The 16276-nt window shown below is 67.3% G+C and carries 14 protein-coding genes; 9 read left to right on the top strand and 5 right to left on the bottom strand.

The window, feature by feature from the left end:
• The first annotated feature begins 39 nt into the window (after positions 1 to 39).
• The 7 genes from aptA to SMAL_RS06795 all read left to right on the top strand — a co-directional run bounded on the left by aptA (position 40) and on the right by SMAL_RS06795 (position 8638).
• Positions 40 to 1392 carry an omega-aminotransferase AptA gene (gene aptA, locus SMAL_RS06825; RefSeq protein WP_012510563.1) on the top strand — a complete coding sequence of 451 codons (1353 nt, stop codon included), beginning with the start codon at positions 40 to 42 and terminating at the stop codon, positions 1390 to 1392.
• A 63-nt stretch (positions 1393 to 1455) separates the two neighbouring features.
• Entirely contained in the window at positions 1456 to 2334 is an 879-nt protein-coding gene (locus tag SMAL_RS06820; protein WP_012510562.1) for a ParB N-terminal domain-containing protein, read from the top strand.
• A 118-nt stretch (positions 2335 to 2452) separates the two neighbouring features.
• Entirely contained in the window at positions 2453 to 3739 is a 1287-nt protein-coding gene (locus SMAL_RS06815; RefSeq protein WP_012510561.1) for a DUF445 domain-containing protein, read from the top strand.
• 291 nt (positions 3740 to 4030) lie between these two features.
• Positions 4031 to 6256 (top strand): TonB-dependent siderophore receptor, encoded by a 2226-nt coding sequence (locus tag SMAL_RS06810; RefSeq protein WP_012510560.1) that lies wholly within the window; start codon positions 4031 to 4033, stop codon positions 6254 to 6256.
• Between the two features lie 107 nt (positions 6257 to 6363).
• Positions 6364 to 6678 carry a DUF3649 domain-containing protein gene (locus tag SMAL_RS06805; RefSeq protein WP_004151582.1) on the top strand — a complete coding sequence of 105 codons (315 nt, stop codon included), beginning with the start codon at positions 6364 to 6366 and terminating at the stop codon, positions 6676 to 6678.
• A complete protein-coding gene (locus tag SMAL_RS06800; protein WP_012510559.1) occupies positions 6675 to 8312 on the top strand; it encodes a PepSY-associated TM helix domain-containing protein in 1638 nt (545 codons plus the stop codon). Before SMAL_RS06805 ends, SMAL_RS06800 begins: the two co-directional genes overlap by 4 nt.
• Positions 8309 to 8638, top strand: a complete 330-nt coding sequence (locus SMAL_RS06795) for a DUF3325 domain-containing protein (protein ID WP_012510558.1) — start codon at positions 8309 to 8311, stop codon at positions 8636 to 8638. Before SMAL_RS06800 ends, SMAL_RS06795 begins: the two co-directional genes overlap by 4 nt.
• Positions 8639 to 8759: 121 nt before the next feature.
• On the opposite strand, the gene rlmKL is transcribed toward SMAL_RS06795, so the two are convergent.
• Both rlmKL and SMAL_RS06785 read right to left on the bottom strand, forming a co-directional pair.
• Entirely contained in the window at positions 8760 to 10898 is a 2139-nt protein-coding gene (gene rlmKL, locus SMAL_RS06790; RefSeq protein ID WP_012510557.1) for a bifunctional 23S rRNA (guanine(2069)-N(7))-methyltransferase RlmK/23S rRNA (guanine(2445)-N(2))-methyltransferase RlmL, read from the bottom strand.
• A 144-nt stretch (positions 10899 to 11042) separates the two neighbouring features.
• A complete protein-coding gene (locus SMAL_RS06785; protein ID WP_012510556.1) occupies positions 11043 to 11570 on the bottom strand; it encodes an alpha/beta hydrolase in 528 nt (175 codons plus the stop codon).
• 72 nt (positions 11571 to 11642) lie between these two features.
• On the opposite strand from SMAL_RS06785, the gene SMAL_RS06780 reads away from it, so the two are divergent.
• Positions 11643 to 12209 (top strand): N-acetylmuramoyl-L-alanine amidase, encoded by a 567-nt coding sequence (locus SMAL_RS06780; RefSeq protein ID WP_004151497.1) that lies wholly within the window; start codon positions 11643 to 11645, stop codon positions 12207 to 12209.
• A 427-nt stretch (positions 12210 to 12636) separates the two neighbouring features.
• Here the strand turns inward: SMAL_RS06780 and SMAL_RS06775 are convergent, their stop codons facing one another.
• The 3 genes from SMAL_RS06775 to SMAL_RS06765 all read right to left on the bottom strand — a co-directional run bounded on the left by SMAL_RS06775 (position 12637) and on the right by SMAL_RS06765 (position 15326).
• Positions 12637 to 13539 (bottom strand): sulfurtransferase, encoded by a 903-nt coding sequence (locus tag SMAL_RS06775; protein WP_012510555.1) that lies wholly within the window; start codon positions 13537 to 13539, stop codon positions 12637 to 12639.
• On the bottom strand, positions 13536 to 14339 hold the full coding sequence (locus SMAL_RS06770) for a CoA pyrophosphatase (protein WP_012510554.1): 804 nt from the start codon (positions 14337 to 14339) through the stop codon (positions 13536 to 13538). The genes SMAL_RS06775 and SMAL_RS06770 overlap by 4 nt, the downstream gene beginning before the upstream one ends.
• A gap of 285 nt (positions 14340 to 14624) precedes the next feature.
• Positions 14625 to 15326: an FKBP-type peptidyl-prolyl cis-trans isomerase gene (locus SMAL_RS06765; RefSeq protein WP_004151465.1), complete on the bottom strand. Its 702-nt coding sequence runs from the start codon at positions 15324 to 15326 to the stop codon at positions 14625 to 14627.
• A 167-nt stretch (positions 15327 to 15493) separates the two neighbouring features.
• Between SMAL_RS06765 and SMAL_RS06760 the strand changes: the two genes are divergently transcribed.
• Positions 15494 to 16276, top strand: a complete 783-nt coding sequence (locus SMAL_RS06760) for an enoyl-CoA hydratase-related protein (protein WP_004151463.1) — start codon at positions 15494 to 15496, stop codon at positions 16274 to 16276.

The raw sequence follows: 16276 nt of genomic DNA, 5'->3' as shown, positions 1-16276 counted from the left end.
CTGCGCTACATTCATCGCATCGGACCCGATGGAGCTGGCATGAAGCGTCCCGAAAGCGACCTGCACGACCTGGCCACCCAGCGCCCCGAGTCACTGGACGCGTATTGGATGCCGTTCACCGCCAACCGCCAGTACAAGGCCGCACCGCGCATGCTGGTACGGGCCGAAGGCATGCACTACGAGGACGTCGACGGCCGCCAGATCCTCGATGGCACCGCCGGCCTGTGGTGCTGCAATGCCGGCCACGCGCGGCCGCACATCGTCAACGCCATCGTCGAGCAGGCGCGTACCCTGGATTACTCGCCCGCGTTCCAGATGGGGTCGCCACCGGCGTTCGCGCTGGCACAGCGGCTGGCGGCATTGGCGCCGCCTCCGCTCAACCATGTGTTCTTCACCAGTTCCGGCTCCGAGGCAGTGGATACCGCGATGAAGATCGTGCTGGCTTACCACCGCCAGCGCGGCGAGGGCCAGCGCACCCGCTTCATCAGCCGCGAAAAGGCCTATCACGGGGTCGGTTTCGGCGGCATGGCGCTGGGCGGGCTGCCCAACAACCGCAAGCCATTCAGCCTGCAGCTGGGTGGAGTGGATTACCTGCGGCACACCCTGGACCTGCCGCGCAATGCGTTCAGCAAGGGCCTGCCACGTCAGGGCGCGGAGCTGGCCGACGACCTGGAACGGCTGATCGCGCTGCATGACGCCTCGACAATCGCCGCCGTATTCGTCGAGCCCATTGCCGGTTCCGCCGGGGTGATCCTGCCCGCGCCGGGCTACCTGCAGCGGCTGCGCGAGCTGTGCGACCACCACGGCATCCTGCTGGTGTTCGACGAGGTCATCACCGGTTTCGGCCGGGTTGGCATGCCGTTCGCCGCACAGCGCTTCGGGGTCACCCCGGACCTGCTGACCTTCGCCAAGGCGGTCAGCAATGGCGCGGTGCCGCTGGGCGGCGTGCTGGCCAGCGATGCCGTGCATGCGGCCCTGATGCAGGCGCCGCCGCAGGCCATCGAGCTGTTCCATGGCTACACCCACTCCGGCCATCCACTGGCCTGCGCGGCGGCGCTGGCCACGCTGGACGTCTACGCGGAAGAACGCTTGTTCGAGCGTGCCATCGAGCTGGGCGAGTACTGGCAGGAGCGGTTGCATGCCCTGCAGGGCCTGCCCAACGTGATCGATATCCGCAACTTCGGGCTGGTCGGTGCGGTCGAACTGGCGCCGCGCCGGGATGCGCCGGGCAGCCGCGGCTACGAGGTGTTCCGGCGCTGCTTCCACGACGGCCGGCTGCTGGTGCGCTGTACCGGCGACATCATCGCACTGTCGCCGCCGCTGATCGTGGACAAGGCGCAGATCGACCAGATCACCGGCATCCTGGGCGAGATGATCCGGGCCACCGCCTGAGTCCGGACCGGTGGCGTCGAGCGGGTACAATGGTCGGTTCCGCTCCTGCTCGTTGCCGTGCCCATGGATATCGTCGTCAAAGAAGAACTCAAGGCCTACATCGACCCGCTGACCGCGGACGAACATGACGCGCTGGAGCGCAGCATCCTGGCCGAAGGCTGCCGCGATGCGCTGGTGCTGTGGGGCGATGTGCTGGTTGATGGCCACAACCGTTTCGGCATCTGCCAGAAGCATGGCCTGCCCTTCAACACCGTGCAGAACACCCGTTTCAAGAGCATGGAAGACGTGCACCTGTGGATGATCGAGCAGCACCTGGGCCGCCGCAGCGTGTCCGATTTCCAGCGCGGCGTGCTGGCGCTGCGCAAGCGCGACATCCTGGCCGCCCGCAAGCAGGTCGAGCAGGCGCAGCTGCAGCGCGAGAGCGACGGCACTGCCGAGACGGTCGAGGAGGCCGGTGAGGACAGCCCACCGTGGGAACCGGCGCCGAAGGTCAGCCGTGCCGAACTGGCCCGCGAGGCCAAGCTGAGCACCAGCCAGGTCGGCATGATCGAACGCATCCACGCCCAGGCCGCGGCCGAGGTGGTGGAAGCGGTGAAAGCCGGCATGATCTCGATCAGCGCCGCCGCTGCCGTGGCCGACCTGCCGGAAGACGAGCAGCGTGCCGCCGCCGCCGGTGGCAAGGACGAGCTGAAGCAGGCCGCCAAGCGCGTGCGCGAGTCCAAGCGCAAGCCGCGCGCAGCGAAGCCCGAAGCGGCCGAGATGGACTTCGAGGAAGCCGACGAGGAGCAGATCGCCAGCCGCGACGCCGAGGTGCTGTCGGCACTGGAGCAGCTGGGCGAAGATGCCCCGGCGCTGCGCCGCCGCGTGGTCGCGCTGACCCGCGAGAACGACACCCTGCGCGCGCAGCTGGCCGCGTTGCGCAAGCAGCTGGAAGCGCTCTGAACCAACGGGTAGTGCCGGCCGCTGGCCGGCAACCCCATGAACGTTCCGGGCGCGTTGCGGATGCCGGCCAGCGGCCGGCACTACCAGATGCTCATGCCGTGCCGGTTAGACTTCCGCCATGACGCCTGCCCACGATCCGCGCCGCGCACAGCTGCGGCGCCTGAAAGCCCTCGCGCTGGGCCTGCTGCTGTTGATGCTGGCCGGTTTCGCGGTCAGCCACTGGCAGGGCGAGCGCGGCATCTGGGCCTGGGTCTCGGCCTTCTGCGAAGCAGCGGCCGTGGGCGCACTGGCCGACTGGTTCGCCGTCGTCGCGCTGTTCCGGCGGCCGATGGGCCTGCCGATCCCGCATACGGCAATCATCCCGCGTAGCAAGGAACGCATCGGCGACAGCCTCGCCCTGTTCGTGCGCGACCAGTTTCTGGAGCCACAGGTGCTGCTGGCCAAGCTGCAGGTATTCGATCCGGCCAGCCGCCTCGGCAGCTGGCTGGCCGATCCGGCGCGCTCGCGGATGCTGGCCGACATGGCCCGCGGCTGGGCCTTGCAGGCGCTGGACTTCTTCGACGAAGCCGCGGTGCGTCGGCAGCTGCACGCCTTCGTGGTGCAGCAGCTGCGGCAGTGGAATGCCGCCGCCACCGCCGGTGAGCTGCTGGCCCTGCTGACCGCCGACGGACGCCACCAGCGCGTGCTGGACGAGGGCCTGCAGCGCTTGGGACGCTGGCTGGAGCAGCCGGAAGTGAAGGAGCGCGCCTCGCAGCTGATCGTGCGTTACATCCAGCGCGAGTGGCCGACGCTGTCGAGCACGGTGAACTGGGTCAAGCCGATCGATGAGATCGGCGACAGCCTGGCCGAGCGACTGGCGCGGGCGGTGCTGGAAGAACTGCAGCAGGTGCTGGCCGAGCCGCAGCATCCGCTGCGCCAGGACTACGAGAGCTGGCTGCAGAACTACGTGCAGCGCCTGCGCGAGGACCCGGTCCTGGCCGAGCGCATCGAACAGCTCAAACAGGAAATGATCGACCACCCTGCCCTGCAGGAGTACGTGCAGGGGCTGTGGGCGCGCATCCATGCCAGCCTGCGTGCCGACCTGCAGCGTGAGGATTCGGCGCTGGTCGGCCACCTGCAGCGCAGCCTCGCGTCACTGGGCAGCAGCCTGCAGGCCGACCCGGCCCTGCGCGACGCGCTGAACCAGCATCTTCTGGAGGGCGCCCAGCGCCTCACCGGCCGCCTGCGCGAGGGCGTGACCACGCATATCGCGCAGACCGTGAAGGGCTGGGACGAGCGGCATCTGGTCGAACAGCTGGAACTGAGCGTGGGCCGCGACCTGCAGTTCATCCGCTTCAACGGCACCCTGGTGGGCGGCCTGATCGGCCTGCTGCTGCATGCAGCGACGGTGGTGTTCAGGTTCTAGGCGCCCATGCGGTAGTCGATCCACGCCCTGCGTGGAGACGGAATTCGTCACGCTTGATTAACGAAATGCGAATGCCTATCATTTGCCGATCGGTTGTACGCTTAGCCAAGCGGGGCACGGAAGCACGCACCCACCCGCCCCTTCGCCCGTGTACATCCCCCGACTACCGGGTCGCCCGCATTACACGGGTGGCGCACCGTCGATGGGACTTGCTGGGCGACGTGCGCGAAGCGCACGGCTGCTGCGTCTGCGCATTCCATCGCTTGTTTCGTCCTGCATGGAATCGCACTGATGGCAATGCCGCTGAACCACCCTCGTCCCACTCTGCTGGCCCTGGCCGTGACCGCACTGATGATCGCCCCGCTGGCCCACGCCGACGGCACTGCCGATCCTTCCGCGCGCACGCTGGATACGGTCCAGGTCACCGCTGACGGCGATATCGTCGACAGCTATACGGTCAAGCGTGCCAGCACGGCCACCAAGCTCGGCCTGTCGCTGCGCCAGACACCGCAGTCGATGACCGTGGTCACCCGCCAGCGCCTGGACGACATGGGCCTGTTCTCGCTGTCCGATGTGATGGGCCAGGTCACCGGCGTGGCGGTATCGGTCACCGACAGCGAGCGCATCAACTACGTCTCGCGCGGCTACAACATCACCAATTTCCAGGTCGATGGGATGCTCAACACCTTCGGTGGGTACATCAAGACCAACACCGACAGCGTGATCTATGACCGCATCGAAGTGGTACGCGGCGCAACCGGCCTGACCACCGGTGCCGGCGATCCCTCGGGCACCATCAACTTCGTGCGCAAGCGTCCTACCGACAGCTTCCAGATGAGCGCCAACCTGACCCTCGGGCGTTGGGGCAACCAGCGCCTGGAGGCCGACCTCGGTGGCCCGGTTGCGCTCGACGGCCGCATCCGCGCGCGCGTGGTGGCGGCCAAACAACAGAGTGACTCGTTCCGCGATGTCTACAAACTGGACAAGGACGTGTTCTACGGCATCGTCCAGGCCGACATCACCGACACGACCCTGCTCGAGGCCGGCTACGAATACCAGTCGCCGCGCACCACAGGCGTGACCTGGGGCGTGGTGCCGTACTGGGGGTCCGATGGCCAGCCCGCCAACCTGCCGCGCTCGACCAACCCGTCCGCCCGCTGGAGCAGTTGGCCGATCATCGAAAAGAGCGCATTCGCACGCCTTGAGCAGCAGTTGGGCAACGGCTGGACCGCCAAGGCCGCCTATACCCGCTCCAAGCGCGAAACCGACGGTGCAGTGTGGTACGGGGCCTCCGGCTACCCGAATGCCGATGGCAGCGGCATCAGCGCCTTCGTCGGCAGCTTCGGCGAGAACGGCGACATGCAGGTGTTCGACTTCAACGTTGGCGGTCCGTTCCTGCTGTTCGGCCGGGAACACGAGCTGGTGCTCGGTTTCGGCCAATCGGTGCGCAAGGGTGAAGTACCTGCCACCGACACTGCTGCCTACCCGGACAGCTACACCCGTGTACCGGATTGGCACCGCTGGAACGGCGACGTCGCGCCGCTGCAGGTTACCCGCCTGGGCTATCTGGCTTCTGAAGACGAACTGCGCCAGCGCGCGGCCTATCTGGCGACGCGCCTGCAGCTGGCCGATCCGCTGACCGCGGTGCTCGGCGCGCGCTACGGCAGCTGGGAAACGCGCACCTGGAACTACACCCATGACGCCGCCGGTCGCCTGACCGATACGCGTCGCAGCGGCTACAAGCCGGACGACTCGCTCACTCCGTATGCCGGCTTCATCTACGACTTCAACCGTTACTTCAGCGGCTACGTCAGCTACACCGACATCTTCCAGCCGCAGAACTACCGTGACCGGGACAACAACTACCTCGAACCGGTGGTCGGTGACATGTGGGAGGCCGGCGTCAAGGCCGAGTTCTTCGACGGTCTGCTGAATGCTTCCGCGGCCGTGTTCAAGGGCCAGAAGGACAACGTTGCCGAGCTCGATGACTCGGTGCCGGAAAACTCGCTGCCGGGTGGGGTCAGTGCCTACCGATCCACCGGCAAGGGCAACAAGGTCAAGGGCTGGGAGATCGAAGCACAAGGCAGCCTTGGTGAGAACTGGAACCTGGCGGCCGGCTTCACCCACACCGTCAGCCGCAATGCGCAGGGCGTGCGCCAGAACACCGTCGTCCCGGTCGATCTGTTCCGCCTCAACGCCAGCTGGCGACCGGGCGGCGCTGAAGGCCGCTTCTGGCTGGGCGGTGGCGCCACCTGGCAGAGCGGTATCTGGAGCCTGAGCAACAAGCCGCGTGCGGATTTCCTGACCAGCGGCAAGCGCGACCGCGTGGCAATCGAACAGGGCGACATCTACCTGCTCAACCTGTCGGCGGGCTATCGCTTCAACGAGAACTTCACCGCGCAGGTAAACGTGAACAACCTGCTGGACAAGAAGTATTACAACCGCGTCGGTTTCTATGACGGCGTGTTCTGGGGCGAACCGCGCAATGTGACGATGACACTGCGCTGGAAGCTCTGACCCTCGATGGATGGCACCGGTTCTGCGACCGGTGCCCGGCCACGGATGGCCAACCCCGGCGCGCTGCGGTGCGCCGGTTCCTTTTCACTGAAACCTGCAGGAATGCCGTGGACCGCTCGCCCGCAACCGCCAGCCCCCGCACCTTCTTCTCCAACCCGCGCTGGAGCGTGTTGTCACGCTCGCTGGCGGCGATCTTCGGCGGCTACGCGCTGGCTTCTGTGACCAGCGTGTTCTGCGCGGTGGCGCTGCCCGGCGCACGTGGCCAGACCGTGCTGACCGGCATGCTGCTGGCCATTCTGGTGGCCGCCTGCGCGGCGCTGTGGGCGTTCGCCACGCGCAGTGCGCTGCGTGCGTGGGTCGGCATCCTCGCCCCCACCCTGCTGATGGCAGTCATCGCGCGCATGCTGGGGGCCTGGGCATGAAGAACGGATTCCGTCAGTCGATGGCCTGGCTGCACACCTGGACCGGCCTGCTGGTCGGCTGGCTGCTGCTGCTGATCTTCATGGCCGGCACGGCCAGTTACTACCGCGAGGAAATCAGCCGCTGGATGCGTCCTGAGCTGCCCTCCAGCAACGTCAGCATCGACGTCGCCGCGCAGCGTGCCGTGGATTACCTGCAGGCCAATGCCGCGCAGGCCGAGAACTGGTTCGTAACGTTGCCGCAGCCGCGCAATCCCGCCATGCAGATGTTCTGGCGGCTGCCGCCGGAGCTGGCCGATCCCAGCCGTGGCCGTCGCGGTGGCTTCGGCGATGCCACACTGGACCCGAACACCGGCCAGGCACTGAAGGCCCGCGAGACCCGAGGCGGTGATTTCTTCTACCGCCTGCATTTTGACCTGCACTACATTCCTGTGCTGTGGGCGCGCTACCTGGTCGGCTTCTGCGCGATGTTCATGCTGGTGGCGATCATCACCGGTGTCATCACCCACAAGAAAATCTTCAAGGACTTCTTCACCTTCCGCAAGGACAAGGGCCTGCGTTCCTGGCTCGATTTCCACAACGTCAGCGCGGTGATGGCCCTGCCCTACCACGCGATGATCACCTACACCGGCATCGTCACCCTGATGATCATGTACCTGCCGTGGGGGGTGAAAGTCGCCTACCCACAGGACGAGGACAAGTTCTTCAGCGAAGCCTTCGGCGGCATGCCGGAGGTGACCGCGCCGGCCGAAGGCCGCGCCACGCCGCTGCCGATCGCGCAGCTGCTGGACAGCGCGCGAGCGCACTGGCACGGCGTGGAGGTGGCCGGCTTCACCGTATCCAACCCGGGCGCGGCCAATGCAGTGATCGACATCCGCCAGCGTGACGGCAAGCGCCTGTCCACCGACACCCCGGCCGTGCGCTACGACATGGTCAACGGCACGCTGCTGGAAGAAACACCGCCTTCCGGTGGCGCCACCGCCACCCGCGGCGTGCTATACGGCCTGCACCTGGCGCGCTTCGCCGACTGGGGCCTGCGCGCACTGTTCTTCCTGTCCGGCCTGGTCGGCTGCCTGATGGTGGCCAGCGGCGTGGTGCTGTGGGCGGTGAAGGAACGGCCCAAGCACGCCAAGAGTGGCCGCATAGGCTTCGGCCTGCGCCTGGTCGATGCGTTGAACATCGGCACCGTGGCCGGCCTGCCGATCGCCTTTGCAGCGTACTTCTGGGGCAACCGCCTGCTGCCGCTGGACATCGCCGAGCGCTCCAGCGCCGAGGCCAACGTGTTCTTCTACGCCTGGGGCGCGGCACTGCTGGCCGCCTTCATCTGGCCGAAGCGGATGATGTGGGCGTGGCAGCTGTACCTGGGCGCAGCCGCGTTCGCGCTGGTGCCGGTGGTCAATGCACTGACCACGCATGCGCACCTGGGCAACACCCTGCGCAACGGCGACTGGGTGCTGGCCGGCTTTGACCTGTCGATGATCGCCTTCGGTGCGATGCTGGCATTGTGCGGTTGGCGCATGCAGCGCTGGACGCCACCGTTGAGCGCGGCCGAGAAAAAGAAACGTGCGGCTGCCGCGGCGGCGCCCAAAACCCCGGTTGACGCTGCGGAAACCGCCGAAGCGGAGGCCAGCGCATGATGTTGCTGGCGTTGACCCTGTCGTTCTCTGCGTTCACCGCGTTGTCGCTGGCGATGGAGAAACACCAGCATGACCTGCATGGCAAGGCCGCGGCCGCGCCGGCACGGCGCACGCAGTGGCGGGTGCTGGGTTGGGCGCTACTGACGGTAGCGTTTGCACTGTGCGTGGTCGACCACGGCTGGGCAATGGGCCCGGTGCTGTGGCTGGGCGTGATGACCGTGGGCGGCGTGGTGTTGTCGTTCGGGTTGTACCCGTACCGGCCGAAGTGGATCGCACCACTGGCGATCGCGCTGCCTGTGGCCGGGCTGCTGGTGGCGTTGCTGTAGCAGAGCCACCGGGGTCGGATCCCTAGCGCGCAGCGCAAGGGCTCTGACCTCGGGGTACGTAGATCCGGATGGGGTCAGAGCCCCTGCGCTTCACGCAGGGAATCCGACCCCGAACATCGGCTTACCCCAACCGCTTCAGTTCCCACGCACGGTGGATGCGCGCGTTGCGCTCGAAATCCGGGCCGATGGTGCGCGCGGTGATCTCGCGGCACTGGGCGAATTCGGCGATGGCGTTCTCTTCCAGCTTGAAGCGGCGGAAGTTGTTGGAGAAGTACAGCACGCCACCTGGCGCCAGCCGCGCCACCGCTGCACGCAGCAGTTTCAGCTGCTCGCGCTGCACGTCGAAGTCGTCGGCACGCGCGGAGTTGGAGAACGTCGGCGGATCGCAGAAGATCACGTCGTACTGGCCGCGGTCGCCTTCCAGCCAGGCCATCGCATCGGCCTGCACCAGCAGGTGCTGGTTGCCGCCCTGCCCGTTCAGCGCCAGGTTGTCGTAGCACCACTGCAGGTAAGTCGCCGACAAGTCGACGCTGGTGGTGCTGGCCGCACCGGCCACGGCGGCCTGCACGCTGGCCACGCCGGTGTAGCAGAACAGGTTGAGGAAGCGCTTGCCAAGCGCCTGCTCGGCCATCATCCGGCGCAGCGGGCGGTGGTCGAGGAACAAGCCGGTGTCAAGGTAGTCGAACAGGTTCACCTGCAGCAGCGCATTGTTCTCACGCACCACGATGAATTCATCACGCTGTTCGAAACGGCCGTACTTGCTGCCGCCCTTGCCGCGCTCACGCGACTTCATCGACACCTGCTCCGGCGGCACGCCGAACACTTCCCGTGCAGCGGCCAACAGTTCGTTGCGGCGACGACGCACGTCGTTTTCCGGAATCGCGGCCGGCGCGGCATATTCCTGCACGTGCAGGAAGGTACGGCGCTGGCCACCGTCTTCCTCGTAGACATCAATGGCCGCCGCGTATTCCGGCAGGTCGGCGTCATAGGCGCGGAAGCAGGTGATGTCCTCTCGGGCGCGCCAGCTCTTGAACTTCTTCAGGTTCTTGCGCAGGCGGTTGGCCACCATCTGCGCGCCTTCGCTCAGCTCACGCGGCTGAGCCGGGTCGCGTCCGGGCACGGCGATCGGGTCGCAGATGATCAGCGCGCATTCCAGCGCACCGTTGAACATCTGGTACTTCTTACCCGCACGCAGGCCAGTGGCAAAGGCCAGCTCGTCGTTGCCGCACAGCAGGCTCGCACGCCACTGCGGCACCGCCTTCTGCAGCGCGTTGCCCAGCGCACGGTACAGCGCCGGATCGGCGGCCAGGCGCTCGTCGTACGGCGGATTGCAGACCACCGCACCGATTTCCTGCTCCGGCGCAGCCAGGTCGGCCACATCGGCGCGGGTGAAACGGATCGCATGGGCGACGCCGGCCACTTCAGCATTTTCGCGCGCGGCCTGGATTGCGGTCGGGTCGATGTCGCTGCCGTGGATGACCGGCTTCAGCGCAGCCAGGCCAGCAGCTTCGCGGTCACGTGCCTCGCTCTGGATCGCCTTCCAGGCGGCCTTGTCGAAACCCAGCCAGCGGCTCGGCGGCAGGCTGCCGTGGCGCATCAGGCCGGGGGCGACGTCGGCGGCCATCAGCGCACCTTCGATCAGCAGCGTGCCACTGCCGCACATCGGGTCCAGCAGGCCACCACCGGCGGCGTGCAGGCGCGGCCACTGCGCGCGCAGCAGCAGGGCGGCGGCGAGGTTTTCCTTCAGCGGCGCCTCGTGGGCGGCGCCTCGCCAGCCACGGCGGTGCAGCGAGCCGCCGCCGAGGTCGATCGACAGCGAGGCACGGCCCTTGCGCAGTGACAGGTTCACGCGCACGTCGGGCAGATCGGTGTTGACCGAGGGGCGTTCCAGGCCTTCGTCACGCATGCGGTCGACAATGGCGTCCTTGATCCGCTGCGCGGCGAAGCGCGCATGGGTGATCTTGTCGCCGGACACGTGCGCATCCACCGCCAGGGTCATTTCCGGCTTGATGTGCTCGTGCCACGGCAGGGCGCGCACGCCGTCGTACAGGGCCTGCTCGTCCGGGCACTCGAACGCGTCGATGGGCCACAGCACGCGGCTGGCCAGGCGCGACCACATCACGATCCGCAGCGCCTGCTCCAGTTCGCCCTCGGCGTTGACGCCGGCAATGGTGGCAGTGGCCTTTTCCAGGCCCAGGGCCGACAGCTCATCGGCAAGCAGGTATTCCAGGCCCTTGGCGCAGGAGACAAAAAATTTCACGGGATCGGTTCACAGGTGGTCAGGCACGGCAGGGAGCCGGGCCATTCAAGAAGGAGGGCCGTGGACACGGCCGGCAGGCCCGCGCCGGGGGCGGCGGGGCTGCCATTGTAGTCAATGCGGGCGGGCGCGCCGTGCGCCCGGGCTTCACAGCTGGTGCAGCAGGCGCTCGAAGGCCTGCGCAGAGGCCTCCACATGGCGTTCCAGGCGGTGGCCGTCGTCGACCAGCAGCAGCTGGGCCGAACGCGCCTGGGCCCAGGCAATCACGCCTGCGGCCGGCACCACCTCGTCATGCCAGGCCTGCACCACCGTGGTCGGCACCGGCGCGGCGTCCAGCGCCGGCATCGGGCCCATGGTGGTCGGCGGCACCATCAGGAACAGGCCGGCCACCGGCACCTGCAGCGAGGCGATGGCAGAGATGTAGGCACCCAGGCTGGAGCCGGCCAGCACCACCGGGCCCTGCTGGGCAGCGATGGCGGTGCGTTCGACCAGGCGGCGCAGGCGGGTCGGCACATCGCCCACCCTGCTGACCTCGCTCATCGCATCGAGGTCGGTGTAGTCCGGGCGCTCATGGGTCCAGCCCAGGCGCTGCGCCACGTCGGCCAGCGCGGTGACCTTGGTCGCCTCCGGGCCGCTCTCGAAACCGTGGGACAGGATGCAGTGGCCGCGGCTCATGCGCGCGCTCCATGGGAGCAGGCCGACGAGGAAAGGGAAGGCAGGTTCATGCCGCAATGCTAGCATCGCCGAATGCCCAACCCGCTCCTGCCCGGCCTGCAGCTGCAGCCCCTGCCCTACCAAGACCGCCTGCCGCTGCGCGACCCGGCCACGCTGGAGATGGTGGTGATCCACTGCACCGAGCTGCCCGATCTGGCGATGGCCCGCGAGTACGGCGAGCGCGTGCTGTATGACAGCGGCGCTGGCAACAGCGGCCACTTCTACATCGACCGCGATGGCAGCGTGCTGCAGTACGTGGCACCGGAACGCGTGGCCCACCACGTGCGTGGCATGAACGCACACACGCTGGGCATTGAGCTGGTCAATACCGGCCGCTACCCGTATTGGTTCGACAGCCGCCAGCAGGCGATGGACGAGCCCTACACCGAGGCGCAGCTTCAGGCGCTTGAGCAGCTGTTGCTGGCGCTGGTAGCGCGCTACCCGTCGCTGCGGCGGATTGCCGGGCACGACCAGCTGGACCTGGAGCAGGTGCCGGCCAGCGATGACCCGGCGCTGATGGTGGCGCGCAAACGCGACCCGGGACCGTTGTTCCCCTGGGCGCGGGTGCTGGCGAAGGTGCCGCTGCAGGGGTTGGAGTAAGCAGCAGGGCTGCGCCCTGCACCTGCAGAGGCAACGTCAACGTCAACGTCAAGAGCTTGCATTCCGTGGGATGGCACGGTGGGTCCGGTTGCGAGGGACGCCGCAAGTACGTCCATGGGGCTTGGCCGCGGCTTGCTCGTGTGCGCTGTCCTGCGCACACGGCAAGACCGGGGTTGGGCGTCCTGCCCAACCCGCCCGAGGCATGCCTCGGGCCCATGCGGCTCACGCCCCCGCAACCGGACCCACCCCGCCTTCGACAGGTTCCCGCTGCTGTTGGTGGGTGCCGACCGTTGGTCGGCACGGGATCGAATCGATTGGAAGGTGCCTTTGTAGAGTCGAGCCACGCTCGACTGCTCTTTGCGTGCAGATCGGGCACAAGGGGGTCAGAGCCGTTTCCCGTTGGGAAACGGATCCGACCCCGCGCGGCTCAGGCGCCGCTGGCCACCGGGCGGGTGCTGTCGCTGACCCAGCCGCTCCAGGAATCGGCATAGATGCGTGCGCCGGACAGACCGGCCGCTTCCATCGCCAGCAGCAGGTGGCAGGCGGTCACGCCGGAGCCGCACATCAGCACCACCTGCTGCGGATCGCGGTTACCGATCACGCCCTGCAGTTCGGCACGCAGTTCCTGTGCATCGCGCAGGTGGCCGTCGACTACGTTCAGCGCAAACGGACGGTTGACCGCACCGGGCACATGACCGGCGACCGGGTCCAGCGGCTCCACTTCGCCGCGGAAGCGCTCGCCTGCGCGTGCGTCGACCAACCAGCCCGGCGCATGCTTCAACCGGGCGGTGATTTCATCGGCATTGGCGATCTGGGTGGTGTCGAAACGGCCCGGGTAAGCCGGCAGCGCCGTTACTTCGCCCTGGCCGGTTGCCAACGCGTGACCTGCGGCCTGCCAGGCGGCGATGCCACCGTCGAGCACGGCCACCTTGCTGTGCCCGATCAGGCGCAGCAGCCACCACAGGCGCGAGGCGGCCATGCTGCCATCGCTGCCGTCGTAGACCACCACCTGGGTGTCGGGACCGATGCCCCACTGGCCGAGCTTCGCGGCGAAGGCATCGCTGTCCGGCAGCGGGTGACGGCCGTGGTCGCTGCGGGTCAGATCCGACAGGTCCCGATTGAGGTCGGCATACACCGCGCCCGGAACATGTCCCGCGAGGTACTGGCCGCTGCCGGCCTGTGGATCGGCCAGCGAGGAACGCGCATCGACCACGCGCACGGCTGTACTGGCGGTGGCACGTGCATCGACCACGCGCACACCTTCGCCCAACACTGCGGCCAGGGTGGCGACATCGACAAGCGTGGTCCACGGCGGATCGATCGGCTTCATTGCACTTGCTCCAAGCGGCGACGCAGGTTGTACAGGATGGCCGCGGTTGCCCCCCAGATACGCTGGCCCGGCCAACCGTACTCGAGGACATGGCGGACGCGGCCGCGATGATTGATTTCGACCTGGCGCAGGTTGTCGGCGGCCATCAGGTAGTCCAGCGGCACCTCGAATACCTCGGCCACTTCGCTGGGCTGCGGCACCGGCACGAAATCCGGATCGACCACCGCCACCACCGGGGTGACCCGGTAGCCGGTGATGGTCACGAACGGATCGAGATAGCCCAATGCCTGCACCTGGCCGGGGGCCAGTGCGATCTCTTCCTGGCTCTCGCGCAGTGCGGCGGCCAGTGCGTCACGGTCATCGGGTTCGGTACGGCCACCGGGGAATCCGACCTGACCACCATGCGTGCGCAGGGTTTCGGTGCGGCGGGTGAGGATCACCTGTGCACCGTTGGCGCGCGGCACGATACCGGCCAGCACTGCCGCTTCCACCGGCGGTCCCGGCGGCAAAAGGTCGATCAGTTCGCTGCGGTTCCAGCCATCACCCGCAGGGGGATCGGCCAGCGGATGCAGCGCGCGCATCAGGCGGTGATGGTCGGCCAGTGAGCCGCGCAGGGATTGCTGGAGCTGTTCGCGCAATGGCTGCACGCGATGCAGGATGCGACTGCGTTCGTCGTCACTCATCGACGACCACCGTGCGATCTCATCGAGATGCCGCCCGCAGCCGGTGCACTGCCGGTCTGGATCCAGCTTGCACACGCCGATGCAGGGACTTGCGACAACACGCGCCGTTTCTTCCATTGTTTGCACTCGGCAACAGTAGCGCGATTACGCTGGATTTGCGCGGATTGAAGATGCGGCGCGCGGCATGCTGGCCGCGAGGCGGACCGTGAACGGTAGAGTCGACTGTCAGTCGACTATCGCGCGTAGCGCGGGCATTTCCCCAGGCTGGCCGCAGAGCAGTCGACTGACAGTCGACTCTACCGAGGCATTTCCGTAGCAGTCGACTGACAGTCGACTCTGCAACCGCGCGCAAACAAAAACGCGCCGGTGGGATCACCGGCGCGTTGATGTTGACGCTGTTTCTTACTTGACGCTGACCAGCTTGATCTCGAACTGCACAGCCACGTTCGGCGGGAACGGGGTGCGCGGGTCGGCACCGTAGGCCTGGTCCGGCGGCAGGGTGACTTCCCACTTCGAGCCTGCCGGCATCTGCAGCAGGGTCTCGCGCATGGCCTTCATTTCGACTTCGCTGACCTTGATCGACGGAATCTGCTGGGCCGGGCGGGCTTCGGTCGGGCGCTGGCCGTACGGGAACGGACCGGCCACTTCCAGCTGCACGGTGCTGGCCTGGGTCGGCTTGGCGCCCTTGCCGGCTTCGACCACGCGGTACTGGACGCCGCTCGGCAGGGACTGCACGCCAGCCTTGGCCTTGTTCGCCGCGATGAACTGATCGCTCTTGGTCTTGTTTTCGGCAGCAGCCTTTTCGTACTCGGCCTTGGCAGCCTGGGCACGGCCCTGCTCGCGCTTCTGGAACGCTTCAACGGCCGGCTTCAGCTGCTCGGCGGTGATGGCCGGCTGCTTCTTGGCGTAGGCGTCCTGCAGGCCCTTCACCACCGAGTTGATGTCCAGCTGCTCACCGCGACCGGTCAGCTCCGCCAGGTTGTTGCCGTAGTCGTAACCGAAGTAATAACTCAGCTTGCCCTTCTCGGACGCGATGTCCTGGGCGAAGGCATTGCCCGTCAGGGCCAGGGCCGCGACGGCGACCGCGATAGAACGCAACTTCATCAAACAGTTCTCCAGGGGTGGTAACTCAGGGACGTTCTGCGCCGCCCTGAGGCGACGGGTTAGGATAACGGGCGCAACGTGTAACCGCTACTCACGATGCAGGCTAAGACCCGTCTGCGTTTGCAGAGTTCAATATCACTATTTTTTAACGTTTCTGGAGTTTCCCCGTGGCAGATGCCCTGATCGCTGTCGCCGACGACGGCGCCATCCGCACCGTGACCGTCCAGCGCCCGGACAAGCTCAACGCCCTGAACGCCGCCACCCTGCAGGCCCTGGCCGAGGCGTTCAGCGCCGCCGCCGCCGCCCCGGAGGTACGCGTGGTGGTGCTGACCGGTGCCGGCCCGAAGGCCTTCGTGGCCGGTGCCGACATCGCCGAAATGAACACACTCAGCGCGGTTCAGGGACGTGATTTCTCGCTGCTGGGCCAGGCCCTGATGCGCCAGATCGAACGCATGCCCAAGCCGGTCATCGCCCGCGTGAACGGCTTTGCGCTGGGCGGCGGCCTGGAACTGGCCATGGCCTGCCATCTGCGCATCGCCGCCGATACCGCCAAAGTCGGCCAACCGGAAATCAACCTCGGCCTGATTCCCGGCTTCGGTGGCAGCCAGCGCCTGCTGCGCCTGTGCGGCCGCGCCGCCACCCTGGAGCTCTGCCTGCTGGGTGCTCCGATCAACGCGGCGCGCGCGCTGGAACTGGGCATCGTCAACGAGGTGGTGCCCGCCGACGCGTTGGACAACCGCGTGCAGGACATCGCCCGCCAGTTGGCACGCTCGGCGCCGCTGGCCCTGCGTGGCCTGCTCGACGCAGTGCACGTGGGCGGCGAATGCAGCCTGGATGCCGGGCTGGAGTACGAGAGCGCGCAGTTCGGTCTGCTGTTTGCCACCGAGGACATGCGCGAAGGCACCAGCGCCTTCCTGCAGCGCCGTCCGCCGGCCTTCCAGAACCGCTGA

Source organism: Stenotrophomonas maltophilia R551-3 (assembly GCF_000020665.1).
GTDB lineage: Bacteria > Pseudomonadota > Gammaproteobacteria > Xanthomonadales > Xanthomonadaceae > Stenotrophomonas > Stenotrophomonas maltophilia_L.
The sequence above is the reverse complement of the archived record's forward strand: the minus strand, read 5'-3'. Positions and strand labels throughout refer to the sequence as shown.

What these genes read in the sequence shown, in the direction of transcription:
- SMAL_RS06765 (WP_004151465.1), bottom strand. Translation starts at nt 15,326, where the DNA reads ATGAAGTTGCGTTCTATCGCGGTCGCCGTCGCGGCCCTGGCCCTGACG.
- SMAL_RS06775 (WP_012510555.1), bottom strand. Translation starts at nt 13,539, where the DNA reads ATGAAGCCGATCGATCCGCCGTGGACCACGCTTGTCGATGTCGCCACC.
- SMAL_RS06770 (WP_012510554.1), bottom strand. Translation starts at nt 14,339, where the DNA reads ATGGAAGAAACGGCGCGTGTTGTCGCAAGTCCCTGCATCGGCGTGTGC.
- SMAL_RS06785 (WP_012510556.1), bottom strand. Translation starts at nt 11,570, where the DNA reads ATGAGCCGCGGCCACTGCATCCTGTCCCACGGTTTCGAGAGCGGCCCG.
- SMAL_RS06820 (WP_012510562.1), top strand. Translation starts at nt 1,456, where the DNA reads ATGGATATCGTCGTCAAAGAAGAACTCAAGGCCTACATCGACCCGCTG.
- SMAL_RS06780 (WP_004151497.1), top strand. Translation starts at nt 11,643, where the DNA reads ATGCCCAACCCGCTCCTGCCCGGCCTGCAGCTGCAGCCCCTGCCCTAC.
- SMAL_RS06810 (WP_012510560.1), top strand. Translation starts at nt 4,031, where the DNA reads ATGGCAATGCCGCTGAACCACCCTCGTCCCACTCTGCTGGCCCTGGCC.
- aptA (WP_012510563.1), top strand. Translation starts at nt 40, where the DNA reads ATGAAGCGTCCCGAAAGCGACCTGCACGACCTGGCCACCCAGCGCCCC.
- SMAL_RS06815 (WP_012510561.1), top strand. Translation starts at nt 2,453, where the DNA reads ATGACGCCTGCCCACGATCCGCGCCGCGCACAGCTGCGGCGCCTGAAA.
- SMAL_RS06795 (WP_012510558.1), top strand. Translation starts at nt 8,309, where the DNA reads ATGATGTTGCTGGCGTTGACCCTGTCGTTCTCTGCGTTCACCGCGTTG.
- SMAL_RS06800 (WP_012510559.1), top strand. Translation starts at nt 6,675, where the DNA reads ATGAAGAACGGATTCCGTCAGTCGATGGCCTGGCTGCACACCTGGACC.